This window comes from Alcaligenes sp. RM2 (genome assembly GCF_052931795.1).
Window position 1 is genome coordinate 623,298 of sequence record NZ_JBRFIO010000001.1, and the last position, 14,210, is coordinate 637,507.

Consider the following 14,210-nt stretch of genomic DNA (forward strand, 5'->3'; position numbering starts at 1 on the left):
GAGCTTGATGCAACGTTTATTTCCTGCTCTGGTGGCCCTGGCGGTAATTGTCGGTCTGCTGCTGTCTTCCGTTTTCATCGTGCGTGAGCGCGATGCGGCTCTGGTTTTTGCCCTGGGTGAGGTGCGTGGCACCATCACGACTCCCGGTTTGTATTTCAAGCTGCCGCCACCGTTTGAAAACGTGGTGTTCCTGGACAAGCGTCTGCAGACGATTGAAACCAAGGACCCTGAGCGTATTCAGACGGCTGAAAAGAAAAACCTGCTGATCGACTCGTACGTCAAATGGCGCATTTCCGATCCACGCCTGTTTTACGTGACCTTTGGCGCAACGGATCGTGGTGCTGTCGAGCGTTTGCAAGCCCAGATTCGTGACGCCCTGAACGCTTCGGTGAACGTGCGCACGGTGAAAGAAGTGGTTTCCACCGAGCGTGATGCCATCATGCGTGAAGTGCTGACGGCCGTTGAGGCCCGTGCCCGTCCTTTGGGTGTGGAAGTGATTGACGTGCGTTTGCGTCGTATTGACTTCGCTCCCGAGATTTCGGAATCGGTATACCGTCGTATGGAAGCCGAGCGTACACAAGAAGCCAACCGTTTGCGTGCAACTGGTGCGGCTGAAAGTGAGCGTATCCGTGCCGAGGCCGAACGTCAGCGTGAAGAGTTGCTGGCCGACGCGTATGCCCAAGCTCAGGCCATCCGTGGTCAGGGTGATGGTGAAGCCGCTGCCATTTACTCCGATAGTTATGGCAAGAACCCCGAGTTCTATCGTTTCTACCGCAGCCTGGAAGCCTACCGCAGTGCTTTCAGCAAACAGACCGACACACTGGTCATCAGCCCTGACTCTGATTTCTTCAAGTATTGGGGCAAGCAAGGATCACCCGCAGCACCTGCGAACTGATCCCCGCTAGAGAACTTAGGGCCGCTGGGTGTTCCACCCGCGGCCCTGATCGTTTATACTAGCGTGTAAGTTACTAACACCACTTCGCATGCGACTTGGGCGGCTTACAGGCCCCAAGTCGCTTTTTGTTTGGCTGGAACTTTCGTTTATAAGTAGTCCGAGGCACGAGTATGTCCAATTGGTTGTTGCCAGAGAGCCTGGCTGATATCTTGCCTGCAGAGGCGCGCCGCATCGAAGAACTGCGCCGCGATTTGCTAGACTTGTATCGTACTTACGGGTTCGAACTGGTAGCTCCACCTCTGGTGGAGTATCTGGAATCCCTGCAAGCGGTTTCTGGCACAGATCTGAATCTGCGTACCAGCAAAGTCGTCGATCAAATCTCGGGTCGCACCATGGGCGTACGCGCCGACATGACCCCCCAGGTGGCACGTATCGACGCTCACTTGCTTAACCGCGAAGGCGTCACTCGGCTTTGCTACTGTGGTTCGGTCTTGCATGCCCGTCCGGCTGGTTTGTTGTCGGACCGTGAATTGTTGCAGATTGGCGCGGAAATTTTCGGCCATGCCGGTATTGAGTCCGATCTGGAAGTGGTGCAACTGGCGCTGGAAAGCGTGGGTCGGGCAGGGGTGCATCATCCTCGCCTGGACTTGAACTACCCCGATCTGGGACGCTTCCTGATCGAGCGCGATCCTATTTTGAAAACCCGCGTGGCAGAAGTGTGTGAGCTTCTGAACGCCAAAGATGTGTCGGGCCTGCGCGCCCTGGGTCGTGAGTCGGGCTGTCTGCCTGAAACCACCCGCTATCTGCTGGCTTTGACCTCGCTGTATGGCGATGGCAGCGTACTGGAGCGTGCCCGCAGTGTTCTGCCGGACGAACCGGAAGTGCGCGAAGCTCTGGGTAGCCTGCGCAGCTTCATTGATGCTTTGCCTGGCCACGAAATTACGGTGGACCTGGCCGACATCGGCAGCGGTTATGCCTACCATTCGGGCCTGATCTTTTCGGTTTACGCCGAAGGATGGCACGATGCCTTGGTCAAGGGCGGACGCTTTGACGGTATTGGCCGCATGTATGGTCGTGCTCGTCCTGCAACCGGCTTCAGCCTGGATTTGCGCAAGCTCTCGGCTGGCTTGGCACCGGCTCAGGCAGCCCGTGCAGTACGCGCTCCCTGGGGGAGTGATGCGGCCCTGACTGCAGCGGTCAAGCAGCTGCGTCAAAACGGTGAAATTGTGATTCAGATGCTGCCCGGTCAGGAGCTGAATCTGGATGAATTCGTGATCGATCGCGAGCTGGTCTCGCTGGACGGTCAGTGGCAAGTTAGGGCGCTGTAAGCCAGGCGGCTTGTAGCGTTGGTGATTGTTATTGGTCCGGCACCGTGCCGGCCTCCTTTATTCTGATACTAGACATGAGCAAAAACCTTGTGGTGATTGGCACCCAGTGGGGTGACGAAGGCAAAGGCAAGATCGTCGACTGGCTGGCCGAGTCCGCGCATGGCGTGGTTCGTTTCCAGGGTGGGCATAACGCTGGCCATACATTGTGGATTAATGGCAAGAAGACCATTCTGCGCTTGATTCCGTCGGGCATCATGCACGAGCACGTCACTTGCTACATTGGCAATGGCGTGGTGCTGTCGCCTGAGGCCCTCTTGACTGAAATCGCCGAGCTGGAAGCTGCCGGTCTGGACGTGCGTTCGCGCCTGCAGATCTCGCCCGCTTGCCCGCTGATTTTGCCCTACCACATCGCCGTGGACCAGGCTCGTGAAAAGCGTAAAGGCGACGGCAAGATCGGTACGACCGGTCGCGGTATCGGCCCTGCCTACGAAGACAAGGTGGCACGCCGTGCCCTGCGTGTTCAGGACCTGTACGATCCCGAAATCTTTGACGAAAAATTGTCCGAAGCGCTGGATTACCACAACTTCGTGCTGACCCAGTACCTGGGCGCTGAAGCTGTTTCCGCTGAACAGGTTCGCGACCTGGCCATGAAGCACGCTGAACAGCTGGCTCCTATGGTCGCTGATGTATCCAACAACCTGTACCAGGCCAAGAAAGCAGGGCAGAAACTCCTGTTTGAAGGTGCCCAGGGTGCATTGTTGGATATTGACCACGGTACATACCCCTTCGTGACCAGCAGCAACTGCTTGTCCGGTGCCGCTTCCGCAGGTTCGGGTGTGGGTCCTCAGGAATTGAGCTACGTGCTCGGTATCGCCAAGTCCTACACCACTCGCGTGGGTTCGGGTCCATTCCCGACCGAGTTGCTGGATGACACCGGCATGCGTCTGGCTACGGTTGGCAAGGAATTCGGTTCCGTTACCGGTCGTCCACGTCGTTGCGGCTGGTTTGATGCGGCGGCCATGAAGCGTTCGGTCATGATTAACGGTATTTCCGGTCTGTGCATTACCAAGCTGGACGTGCTGGACGGCGTTGAGCAAATCAAGATTGGTGTGGGTTACCGCTACAAGGGCGAATTCCTGGACGTCCTGCCCTACGGCGCACACGCGGTTGCCGAAGCCGAGCCCGTTCTGGAAGAAATGCCCGGCTGGACCGAGTCCACCGTGGGCGTGACTGACTACGACAAGTTGCCTATCAACGCTCGTCGTTACCTGGAACGCATTGCTGAACTGTGCGATGTACCTATCGACATGGTTTCCACAGGGCCAGATCGCAACGAAACCATCGTATTGCGCGATCCGTTTACCAAATAAGCGATTTATCGCGGTATAATGCCTTGCACCGTTGTACGGTGCGTACAGAGCGGCCTGAAGGGCCGCTTTGTCGTTCTGGACGCTGCGTTGGCCTACCAGACTCTTGTTTTGCAGGTACCAAAGCGCAGCTAGTGCATTTATATCTGGAATACATATGAGTCTGCCCCCAAATAGCGATACTGATGAATGGGTTTCCTGGGAACAATACAATCGCCTGATTGAACAATTGGCCCTGAGTATTCACGAATCAGGCTGGAAATTCGACAAAATTGTTTGCCTGGCCCGAGGCGGCATGAGAGTGGGAGACGTTATTTCGCGCATCTATGATGTACCCCTGGGTATTTTGGCCACCAGCAGCTATCGCGAAGCCGCCGGTACCGAACAGGGTGATCTGGATATTGCGCAATACATCACCATTACCCGTGGCACCCTGGATGGGAATGTGCTGCTGGTCGATGATATGGTCGATACGGGCAAGACTTTTATGCGTGTACGTGATCACCTGCGTGCACAGTTTCCCGCGATCACCGAGCTGAAAACCGCCGTTTTGTGGTGGAAAGGCCACGCCCAGGTCGACCCGGACTACTACGTGTCCAAGTTGCCCACAAATCCCTGGATTCATCAGCCTTTTGAGGACTACGATAGCATTCGCCCTCATCAGCTGGACGCCTGGATCCGTAAGGGTACCGGCCAGGCTTGATCGCTGGCATTCAGATAATTGGTGGATAGCCTAATTGCGCCTTGCTTGGTGTATGCCAGCAATCGTGCTACCATATTGGGCTATCTGTTACGCTAACTCTTTTTACAAAGGTCAGGGATTACATGTCCATTGTTCGCCTGAAAGAAAACGAACCCTTTGAAGTTGCTCTGCGCCGCTTCAAACGCACTATTGAAAAAACCGGTCTGTTGACCGAGCTGCGTTCGCGCGAATTCTACGAAAAGCCAACGGCTGAGCGCAAGCGCAAGCACGCTGCCGCCGTGAAGCGTCACTACAAACGCATCCGCAGCCAGCAACTGCCTCCACGCTTGTATTGATCCCTGAATCTTTTGTTCAGGAACTGCTCGCCCGTGTCGATGTCGTAGATGTCGTCGGGCGGTACGTGCAGTTGCGTAAAGGCGGGGCCAACTTGCTTGGCCTGTGCCCTTTTCACAACGAAAAATCCCCTTCATTTACAGTCAGTCCCACCAAGCAGTTTTACCATTGCTTCGGTTGTGGCGCTCACGGATCGGCTATCTCGTTCCTGATGGAACATACCGGGGCTTCATTCCCCGAGGCGGTACGCAGCTTAGCTGGTTCCGTCGGAATGACTGTGCCCGAAGCAGATCGCACCCCACGCCAACGTGCTGCCGATGCGCGTCGTAAAGACGAGTTGTCGCGTCAGCATCATATTCTTGAAACGGCACAGGGGCACTACCTACGTCAGCTAAAACAGTCACCCATTGCTATCGACTATCTAAAACGTCGTGGCCTGGATGGGGAGACGGCTGCCCGTTTCGGTTTGGGCTGGACAGGTACGGAGCGACGCGGCTTATCGGCTGTATTTCCGCAGTACGAAGACAAGCAGCTGGTTGAGTCCGGCCTGGTGATCGAGTCCGAAGATGGTCGTCGCTACGACCGTTTCCGTTCGCGCATCATGTTTCCGATCCGCAGTACCAAGGGCCATATCATTGGCTTTGGTGGCCGTCTGATCGAAAAAGGTGAACCCAAGTACCTGAATTCGCCGGAAACCACGCTGTTTTCCAAAGGACACGAGCTGTACGGCTTGTGGGAAGGACGTCAGGGCATACGCAAAGAAGGCTTTGTCCTGATTGTTGAAGGTTATATGGACGTGGTGGCGCTGTCGCAACATGGCTTGCACAATGCCGTAGCGACCTTGGGCACCGCGACAACCGAATACCACATCACCAAATTGATGCGCGCCAGCGACAGGCTGGTGTTTTGCTTTGATGGTGACGGGGCAGGGCGCAAGGCCGCCTGGCGTGCTTTGAATACCTGCTTGCCGCTGGTACGTGACGATGTGTCCATCCGCTTCATGTTCCTGGCGGATAACCACGACCCCGATTCTTTTGTTCGTGAGCACGGCGCTGCCGCGTTTCGCGAGCAGGCCCAGGAAGCAGCAGCTTTGTCGCGCTTCTTCCTGGACGAGCTGGCAGCCCGCCATCGCATGGACGAGGCCGAAGGCCGCGCGGCTTGCGTGCACGAGGCCTTGCCTTTGCTGCTGGAACTGGCTGACAGTACCTTGAAAGTGCAGATTCAGCACGAATTTGCCCGCATGGTGCTGCTGACGCCGGACGAGCTGGCGCAGCGCCTGAGTACCGTAGAGCCGGTTCGTCGGCCTGCTGTGGATACGCCGCCTGCTCAGGATGGTCTGGTAGCCAGACCACCGGTTCCGGCGCAGCCAGCACCATCTTCAGATGGCATGGAGCTGTTTGAGGACGGTTTTGATGGTTCGTTTGCTGACAGTCTGCCTATGGATGGCTGGCAGGACGACTCTGATTGGCAGCCTCAACCCCAGTATCAGGAGCGGCCAGTGACTGCTCGTGGCAAGGGCAAGAACAACCGTCAACGGACCGAGCGCGCTGTCGTGGGTGGCAGCCGTGCGGTGACGCCCATGGCCAAGCGATTGCTGCGCTTGCTTATTGGGCATCCGACTCTGGTGGGCGAGCTGGGCGATCAACAACTTGAAATTTTGGCGCAAAGTCCCCATTTACGTTTAGTGCAAGAGCTGATTGCCTTAAGCAATATCAGCTCGGCGCGTCACGCAGGTGCGTTGCTGGAGGCCGTGGACCCCGAGTCCGACCTGGCCCCTGTACTCGAAGCGCTGGCCACGGAGCTCTTGGGCGAAGAAGAATTGCCTGACCCGCAGGGTGAATGGCGTGATGCGCTGCATCGCATCGAACTGGATGCGATCAAGGCAGAGCAGTCGGCATTGGTGGCCACGGGTTTGCAAGAGCCCGAACAGCGTCAGCGTTATCAAGAATTGACACGCCGTATTGCTTTGTTGAATGCTGCTTATACTCGGCAAGTGAAGTAAAATATTGGGTTATGTGTTGTGTTTGTGGCCGGCCAGGGGGTTAAAACTGGTACGCGAGCAAATGCGGCGGGTTAGCGGATTGTGAACCACCTTATGCCTTGAGCCCATGAGCCAGGGATTAAATGACTTAGGGTTCGCTCGCGCAACACGCCCAGGAGCAAGCCGGTTGTGAACACGCTCATTATCAGGCTCTTGCCTGTACGACTCGGTGGCTACATATTTAGTGCCACAGGGGTAAATGGCGTCTATGGAAGAAAATATGACTCAAACGACTGGTAAAACCTCGACGACGGTCTCTCGGTCTGCTAAGAAAACTTTGGCCGCGACAGCAAAATCAGGGGCATCAAGCTCGGTAGAGCTCGATGAGCTTCACGAAAGTGGAGAGCCAGGCGCAGCGCCTGCCAAAAAGGCAGCTAAAAAGGCGGCTGCTAAAAAAACGGTAGCCAAAAAAGCGGCTGCCAAGAAAACAGCGGCTAAAGCCGCTACCGGCGGTCGCCGTGGACGTCCTGCAAAGAATGCCAATAACGACGGTATCGACTTTGTCGATGACGACGAAATGGGCGAAGAAGAGGTCATTCCTGATCTCAAGCCGGTGGCCAAGCGTGGTGCCAAGCGCGCTAAAGCCGAAAAAGATGTATTCGGTGTCCGTGGCCAACTGAGCCCTGAAGAACAGGAAGCCCGTCGCAATCGCCTCAAAGCCCTGATCAAGCTGGGTAAGGACCGCGGTTACCTGACCTACAGTGAAATCAACGATCACCTGCCCGATGATCTGGTGGATGTCGAAGCCATTGATGGCATTATCGGCACCTTCAGTGACATGGGTATCTCGGTTTACGACCAGGCTCCCGACGCTGACACCTTGCTCATGAGCGATAACGCGCCCATGGCATCCAGCGACGACGACGTCGAGGACGAAGCTGAAGCTGCTCTGACCACGGTGGACTCTGACTTCGGTCGCACGACTGACCCTGTGCGTATGTACATGCGCGAAATGGGTTCGGTGGAACTGCTGACCCGCGAAGGCGAAATTGAAATCGCCAAGCGCATCGAAGATGGCTTGAAGCACATGGTGATGGCGATTGCCGCCTGCCCAACCACGGTTAACGAGATCCTGGCCTACGTTCAGCGTGTACGCGAAGGCGTCATGCAGATCGACGAAGTGGTTGACGGTCTGGTGGACGATGATGGCGAAGAATACGCCGGTTCCGGTGTAACCGCTGACGACGAAGACGAAGGTCCAGCCGGCGGCATGAGCAGCAAGCAGATTGAATACCTGCGCAACAAGTCGCTCAAGAAATTCGACATCATTGGCGAATGGTTTGACAAGATGCGCGTGTCCTTCGAGTCCGAAGGTTACAAGAGCGCAGGCTATGTGCAAGCCCAGGAAACCATCCTGAACGAATTCATGGGCATCCGCTTTACCGCCAAGATGGTGGAAAAGCTGGCCGATACCATGCGCGAGCAGGTTGCCATCGTGCGTCAGCACGAGCGCGAAATCCTGAACATCTGTGTGGATCGTGCTGATATGCCACGTGCACACTTCATCAAGGCTTTCCCCGGCAACGAAACCAATCTGGATTGGGTGGTGCAGGAGGTGGCAGCAGGTCATCCTTACAGCTCCATTCTGGAGCGCCACATCCCTGCCATTCAGGAAGTTCAGCAAAAGCTGATCGACCTGCAAACCAGCGTTGTGCTGCCTTTGAAGGACCTGAAAGAAGTCAACAAACGCATGACCACGGGCGAAGCCAAGGCACGTAAAGCCAAGCGCGAAATGACCGAGGCCAACTTGCGTCTGGTGATCTCCATCGCCAAGAAGTACACCAACCGTGGCTTGCAGTTCCTGGACCTGATTCAGGAAGGCAATATCGGTTTGATGAAGGCAGTGGACAAGTTCGAATACCGTCGTGGCTACAAATTCTCCACGTACGCTACGTGGTGGATTCGTCAGGCCATTACGCGTTCGATCGCTGACCAGGCCCGCACGATTCGTATTCCGGTTCACATGATCGAGACGATCAACAAGATGAACCGTATCAATCGTCAGATCCTGCAGGAAACCGGCGTTGAGCCCGATCCCGCAACCCTGGCCCAGAAGATGGATATGCCCGAAGACAAGGTTCGCAAGATCTTGAAGATCGCCAAAGAGCCTATCTCCATGGAAACGCCTATCGGTGACGATGACGATTCCCACCTGGGCGATTTCATCGAGGACAACAACACCGTTTCGCCATCGGATTCCGCTTTGCACGGCTCCATGCGCGATGTGGTGAAAGATGTCCTGGATTCCTTGACGCCACGCGAAGCCAAAGTGCTGCGCATGCGTTTTGGTATCGAGATGAGCACTGACCAGACTCTGGAAGAGGTGGGCAAGCAGTTTGACGTCACGCGTGAGCGTATTCGTCAAATAGAAGCCAAGGCTTTGCGCAAGCTGCGTCATCCTAGCCGTGCCGACAAACTGAAGAGCTTCCTGGAAAGCCAGTAAGTCTTTAGCAGGTCTGCTTGAGCAAGATAAAAAACCCGGTCTGAATAAGACCGGGTTTTTTTTGTGCTCATTGCCCAGCCTTTTAAAATCTCTTTTCAAGGGTTAGGCGCTGCAGTTGAGAAAAGCTTACTAGGTCTTTGGTCTTGCCTGTCGCAATGAGTTTTTGATGCTCTTGGCGACACCGTTCGTGCAGATAAGTTTGCCGTTTCAGGATATCAGGACGGATCCAGATCCAGCTTGAATACACAGCCTTTGCCATTCGGCCCGCTTTGTACACTTAAACTCCAGCCTTGCGCCAACGCCAGTTGGCGTGCCAGTGCCAGGCCTATGCCTCTGTGGCCTTCTTCGCGCAGTCCTGTCGTCAGTTGTTTGCCCTGGCTGAAGTGGCGCTCAAAGATCAGGATTTGATCTTGTTTGGCAATGCCGGGGCCGTCGTCTTGCAAAGCCAGGACTGAGGGGGCAATCCAGCTCAGTTGCAGCTTGCAGGGGGCGGCGTGGTCGATGGCATTGCGCATCAGGATGCGCAGCAACATGGACAGGGCATAGGGGTCCAAGGTGTAGTGCAAGTGGTCAGGCACCAAATTGCTCCAACGTACTTGCTGGCTATCCGCATCCAGCAGGGCGACGGCCTGCCAGGTCTGTTGAGCCAGCTCGTGGACCTCGACTTCGCGCACATGGCGCTCTGCGGTGTAAGCCAGGCTTTCTGCGGCATCCAGGCTGGCGGTGACGGCATCGGCGTGGACCATCATGCGTTGCAGGCGCTGTTGTTGAGGGCCTTCGGGCAGTTGCAGCAGCAAAAGCTCGCAATCGCTGCGTATGGCAGTCAGCCCTGTACGCAGCTCGTGGCCCAGATTGGCGGCGAACTCGCGTTCATGCGTCAGTAGTTCCTCAACTTGCTCCTGCATGCGATTAAAGGCTCGGATCAGCCGGCCAGCTTCATCATCCTGGTGTTCGGGCAGGCCGGAGCGGCCGGGTGCCCAGTTTTCCAGATGGCGGGACAGGGTCAGCATGGGAGCCACAGCGTGGCGGGCTACTCGACGCCCGAGTAAAAACACCAGCAAAATCGTGGCCGAACCGATCAGGAGCAGAATCAGGCCAAACTCGCGTACTCGGTCTTCGTGAGGGGTGGCGCGATACACCAGATACAGCTGGCCTTGCTCTTTGTCCTGGCGCAGCACGTGCCAGGTGTCACTACCCAGATGAAATTCGTAAATGCCCGGTTCGGAAACACGGGCAAATTCGGGCAAATTGTCCAGAGTTTGGCCCGGCAAAAACCAATAGCTGTCCAGCTCTGCGCCCAGGGCTTCACTGCGGTCGTAGGCGCTGTCGGGTAAAAGAGTGGGGTTGCGAGCGTAAGAGACCAGCATGGCGTTGACCATCTCGTCTTCCATGCGCGCAAAGGCTACATAGGCCAGTCCCCCCATAATGATGACCAGCAAGGCGGCTATCAGGGTCAGGGCCCAGGATACACGCTGGGTAAGGGTGCTCATGAAGCGGCTGCGGCGCGGGGCTATGGCCATCCCTTAGCTCTCCTGTTGCAAACGCCAGCCCATGCCGGGCAAGGTTTCAATGGTGCCTGCGCCAGCCTCGGACAAGGCGCGGCGCAAGATATGGATTTGACTGCGCAAGGCTTCTGGGGACGGTGCACCCTGTGGCCACAGGGTTTTCTCCAGGGAGCGACGTGTCAGAATGGCTTGCGGGTCGCGTAACAGAGCTTCCAGCAACTGGCGGGCTTTGAAACTTAGGTGCAGTTCCTGACCGTTTACGCTGACCAGCGCCGTATCCAGGTTGTATTCCAGACTGCCCCAATGCAGTGAGCCGTGCTGTACTTGTGGTGGGCCACGACGCATCAGAGCGCGTAGCCGGGCCTCGACTTCAGCCAGGGCAAAAGGTTTGATCAGATAGTCGTCCGCCCCCAGATCAAAGGCCGTGAGCTTGCTCTCCAACTGGCTGCGGGCTGTCAGTACCAAGGTCGGGATGGGTGTTTGACTGGACTGGCGCAGGGCCTGGAGTACACCAAAACCATCCAGACCGGGCAGGCCCAGATCCAGCACCAGCGCATCAAAGTCCTGTTCTTGCAGCAGTGTCAGTGCACCATTGCCGTCGTAGGCGGCATCCACAGCAAAGCCTTTCAGTTCCAGATAGGTATAAAGATTTTCGGCAATGGTCGTATCGTTTTCAACAATCAGGACACGCATGACAGCTTGTTCCACAGGGTTGGGACAGTTCTTGTGCAGCTTACTGCACTTGGGGACGATCAGGGTAGACGCAGAAGTACGGGTACCCAGCCATTGATTTGCAACCACTGTGCCAGGGCAAAGACGGGCCAGATCAGGAAGTAGGGCAAGGCATCGCGCAAGGTGCGGGCCAATCCTGTCAGGGACACTTGCAGTTCGTTCGGGCTGTTCCAGAGGCTCAGGCGTGGGATCAGGCGGGGCACGCGCTGGCAGTAGTCCTGATAATCCTGACCAAAGACTTTGTGCAGCAGAACCTGTTCTTCGTCGATCACATTGTTGAAGACGGCGTAGACAAACAAGGCGAGTATGGGGCCAAGCAGCAGGCTGCCGGACAGTGCACCCATGCCGGTGACGGCACACAGGGAAAACAGATACAGCGGGTTGCGGCTGATGGAGTAGGGGCCTTGGCTGATCAGGCTGGAGCCTTTATGACCACCCAGGTACAACATGCACCAGCAGCGGCCCAGGACGGCAATCAGGACCAGCCCCAGACCGGCCATTCGGGTGAATTGAAAGACCAGCGAGTCGACCGCCCATGTGGAGGCGAAGAAAGGCAGAATCACGACCATCAGGCCACCAAACATCCCCAGGCTGCGGCGACGTTGTACCTGAATGCTGGCCAGATGTTCCCAGGCCTCTGCAACCGTGGCGCGTTCGCCATGGGAGGCTGACCAGCGTTCGGGATTCACGATCAAGGGGTAGAAGGCGATGCTGCCCAGCAGCCAGACAAGCGCCAGTGAGGCAAACACTTGAGTCAGATTGATACGCTCTTGATCCGCTTCCAGCAAGCCCAACAAAAAGGCGCAGATCAAACCGGCCAGCAGGCCCCCCCAGCGCAGGCGGGCCTGGTTCAAGGCCCAACCGGCAAAGTACAGGTGTAGCAAGCCAGCGCCCACGGCGACGATGGCACCCACTTCCAGCAAGGGTTTGATCTCGGGTATCTGGTGATACAGCGATTCCAGGCTTGGGGAGGCGGCGGAGTACTGCAGAAGCAGCATCAGCAAAGGCACGGCCAGGAACAGGCTGGTGCCCAGCAACAGGATGCGTTTGCCTGGCAAGGCCTCTTGTCCGCGCAGCTGGCGCAGCTTCCAGGCAGCCAGGAACAAACCAGCGGCGGCAATCAGGCCGGTCAGCAGACCTTGAGCCTCTTTCATTTCATGGGCCATATGGCCAGGTTGCTGGCTGGATGCCAGCAAGGGATTGAGCGGGGACCAGTCCTGGGTCAGGCTGGCCAGCCAGAGAAACAAAAAGGTCACTCCCACAACCTGCGTCAGCAGGTAGAACAGGGAGTTGCGTTGCACCAGTGTTGATGTGCCGGACATAATCAAATCTCGCCAAGAAGAGGGGGGAGCCGGGGCTGGCTCCCTACTGACGGGATCAATGTATCGTTGGCACCGTAAAATCCGCGTTAAATCGAAAAACGCGTGCAGATATTTTTTTGGGTAGACGGAAAAGAGTCCCTGGCGGCGGTTGTAATGATTGGAGTTGCCCGCCAGGACCCGGCTTCAGTTGTGTTTAGTGATCGCGCTGATGCACGCAGCGGCCTGCGCTGTAGCTGGCTTGAATGCAGCGATCGTCACCCAGCAGGGCCAGCATGAACAATTGCTCTTCCAGCGAGTTCAGCATGGTGCTGCGGCGGGCCATCAAGGGAGTGGCCTTGGGGTCCATCACAATAAAGTCCGCCTCGGCACCAGGAGCCAGCGTGCCGATTTGACCCTGCATGTCCAGTGCCCGCGCGGCCCCTTCGGTGGCCATGTAGAACATGGATGCGGCGGTCAGATGGTAGTTGTTCAGACGGGCCACTTTGTGGGCTTCGTTCATGGTGCGCAGCATGGAGAACGACGTCCCGCCGCCCACATCGGTGGCCAGGGTGTGCAGCACCTTGCTTTGGCGAATGGACTGGAAATCGAACAAACCAGAGGCCAGGAACAGGTTGGATGTGGGGCAGTGCGCCGCAATACTGCCGGTATCGTGCATGCGGGCGCGATCCTGCTCGTCCAGCCAGATACTGTGGCCGTAGATGGCGCGGGGGCGCAGCAGACCAAAGCTGTCGTACACGTCCAGATAGCTGCGGTTCTTGGGGAACAGCTCGCTTACCCATTTGATTTCGTCCTTGTTTTCTGCCACATGGGTTTGCAGAAACACATCGGGGTAGGCGCGGGCCAGTTCACCACAGGCGGCCAATTGCTCCGGGGTGGAGGTGGGCGCAAAACGGGGTGTCAGAGCGTACAGTTGGCGGCCCTTGCCGTGCCAGCGCTTGATGAGGTCTTCCGAATCGCGTGCGCCTGACTCGGCGGTATCTTGCAGATAGTCCGGGCAGTTGCGATCCATCATCACCTTGCCTGCAATCATGCGCAGATTGCGCTCGTGGCTTTCTTCAAAGAAGGCATCCACGGATTGGCGGTGCACACTGCCATAGACCAGGGCGGTGGTCGTGCCGTTGCGCAGCAGTTCGTCCAGAAACACGCCAGCCACTTCGCGTGCATGTTCACTATCGCCAAAACGGCCTTCAGTTGGGAAGGTATAGGTTTCCAGCCAGGGCAGCAGGCCGCTGGAGGGAGAGGCAATAATGTCGGTTTGCGGAAAGTGCAGGTGGGTGTCGATCATGCCTGGCATGATGATTTGCCCGCTCAAATCCACGGTCTTTGTATCGGCAGGCAGGCTGCGCGACAGTTCGGCCCAGTCGCCACAGGCCTGAATCTGGCCCTGTTCGTTGACCAGCAGCAGGCCGTCACTGTGATAGCGCACGGCTTCGGAAGGATCTTCCAATGTGGCAGGGTCCGCGACAAAGTACAGCAGTTGGGCACGGTAGGCGCAGGCGGAGTGTAAAGAGGTAGTCATAGTGTCCTTGAAGTCGAGGTCG

The 14,210-nt window shown here is 56.9% G+C and carries 11 protein-coding genes; 7 read left to right on the forward strand and 4 right to left on the reverse strand.

Going from position 1 to position 14,210, the window contains the following annotated elements:
- Positions 1-7 precede the first annotated feature (7 nt).
- The 7 genes from hflC to rpoD all read left to right on the forward strand — a co-directional run bounded on the left by hflC (position 8) and on the right by rpoD (position 9,110).
- A complete protein-coding gene (gene hflC / locus ACU6HM_RS02840) occupies positions 8-895 on the forward strand; it encodes a protease modulator HflC (RefSeq protein WP_021446479.1) in 888 nt (295 codons plus the stop codon).
- A 170-nt stretch (positions 896-1,065) separates the two neighbouring features.
- On the forward strand, positions 1,066-2,223 hold the full coding sequence (locus ACU6HM_RS02845) for an ATP phosphoribosyltransferase regulatory subunit (protein ID WP_009455869.1): 1,158 nt from the start codon (positions 1,066-1,068) through the stop codon (positions 2,221-2,223).
- 74 nt (positions 2,224-2,297) lie between these two features.
- Positions 2,298-3,593, forward strand: coding sequence for an adenylosuccinate synthase (locus ACU6HM_RS02850; protein WP_009455867.1), 1,296 nt, complete (start codon positions 2,298-2,300; stop codon positions 3,591-3,593).
- 154 nt (positions 3,594-3,747) lie between these two features.
- Positions 3,748-4,293, forward strand: a complete 546-nt coding sequence (locus ACU6HM_RS02855) for a phosphoribosyltransferase (protein WP_021446480.1) — start codon at positions 3,748-3,750, stop codon at positions 4,291-4,293.
- Between the two features lie 122 nt (positions 4,294-4,415).
- The gene (gene rpsU / locus ACU6HM_RS02860) at positions 4,416-4,628 is read left to right on the forward strand and encodes a 30S ribosomal protein S21 (protein ID WP_003799344.1); all 213 of its coding nucleotides are present in this window, start codon (positions 4,416-4,418) and stop codon (positions 4,626-4,628) included.
- Positions 4,625-6,628, forward strand: a complete 2,004-nt coding sequence (gene dnaG / locus ACU6HM_RS02865) for a DNA primase (protein WP_009455860.1) — start codon at positions 4,625-4,627, stop codon at positions 6,626-6,628. Before rpsU ends, dnaG begins: the two co-directional genes overlap by 4 nt.
- A 259-nt stretch (positions 6,629-6,887) precedes the next feature.
- A complete protein-coding gene (gene rpoD / locus ACU6HM_RS02870) occupies positions 6,888-9,110 on the forward strand; it encodes an RNA polymerase sigma factor RpoD (protein WP_021446482.1) in 2,223 nt (740 codons plus the stop codon).
- Positions 9,111-9,325: 215 nt separating this feature from the next.
- Here the strand turns inward: rpoD and ACU6HM_RS02875 are convergent, their stop codons facing one another.
- The 4 genes from ACU6HM_RS02875 to guaD all read right to left on the reverse strand — a co-directional run bounded on the left by ACU6HM_RS02875 (position 9,326) and on the right by guaD (position 14,188).
- A complete protein-coding gene (locus ACU6HM_RS02875) occupies positions 9,326-10,600 on the reverse strand; it encodes a sensor histidine kinase (protein ID WP_031231909.1) in 1,275 nt (424 codons plus the stop codon).
- Between the two features lie 33 nt (positions 10,601-10,633).
- On the reverse strand, positions 10,634-11,308 hold the full coding sequence (locus ACU6HM_RS02880) for a response regulator transcription factor (protein WP_009455854.1): 675 nt from the start codon (positions 11,306-11,308) through the stop codon (positions 10,634-10,636).
- A gap of 59 nt (positions 11,309-11,367) precedes the next feature.
- A complete protein-coding gene (locus ACU6HM_RS02885) occupies positions 11,368-12,669 on the reverse strand; it encodes a methyltransferase family protein (protein ID WP_009455852.1) in 1,302 nt (433 codons plus the stop codon).
- A gap of 193 nt (positions 12,670-12,862) precedes the next feature.
- The gene (gene guaD, locus ACU6HM_RS02890; protein ID WP_324575766.1) at positions 12,863-14,188 is read right to left on the reverse strand and encodes a guanine deaminase; all 1,326 of its coding nucleotides are present in this window, start codon (positions 14,186-14,188) and stop codon (positions 12,863-12,865) included.
- Positions 14,189-14,210 lie beyond the last annotated feature (22 nt).

Bases quoted from the DNA above. Each gene is read 5' to 3' on its own strand.
- ACU6HM_RS02850 (WP_009455867.1), top strand. From the start codon at position 2,298: ATGAGCAAAAACCTTGTGGTGATTGGCACCCAGTGGGGTGACGAAGGC.
- ACU6HM_RS02845 (WP_009455869.1), top strand. From the start codon at position 1,066: ATGTCCAATTGGTTGTTGCCAGAGAGCCTGGCTGATATCTTGCCTGCA.
- rpsU (WP_003799344.1), top strand. From the start codon at position 4,416: ATGTCCATTGTTCGCCTGAAAGAAAACGAACCCTTTGAAGTTGCTCTG.
- ACU6HM_RS02855 (WP_021446480.1), top strand. From the start codon at position 3,748: ATGAGTCTGCCCCCAAATAGCGATACTGATGAATGGGTTTCCTGGGAA.
- ACU6HM_RS02880 (WP_009455854.1), bottom strand. From the start codon at position 11,308: ATGCGTGTCCTGATTGTTGAAAACGATACGACCATTGCCGAAAATCTT.
- hflC (WP_021446479.1), top strand. From the start codon at position 8: ATGCAACGTTTATTTCCTGCTCTGGTGGCCCTGGCGGTAATTGTCGGT.
- ACU6HM_RS02875 (WP_031231909.1), bottom strand. From the start codon at position 10,600: ATGAGCACCCTTACCCAGCGTGTATCCTGGGCCCTGACCCTGATAGCC.
- guaD (WP_324575766.1), bottom strand. From the start codon at position 14,188: ATGACTACCTCTTTACACTCCGCCTGCGCCTACCGTGCCCAACTGCTG.
- ACU6HM_RS02885 (WP_009455852.1), bottom strand. From the start codon at position 12,669: ATGTCCGGCACATCAACACTGGTGCAACGCAACTCCCTGTTCTACCTG.
- rpoD (WP_021446482.1), top strand. From the start codon at position 6,888: ATGACTCAAACGACTGGTAAAACCTCGACGACGGTCTCTCGGTCTGCT.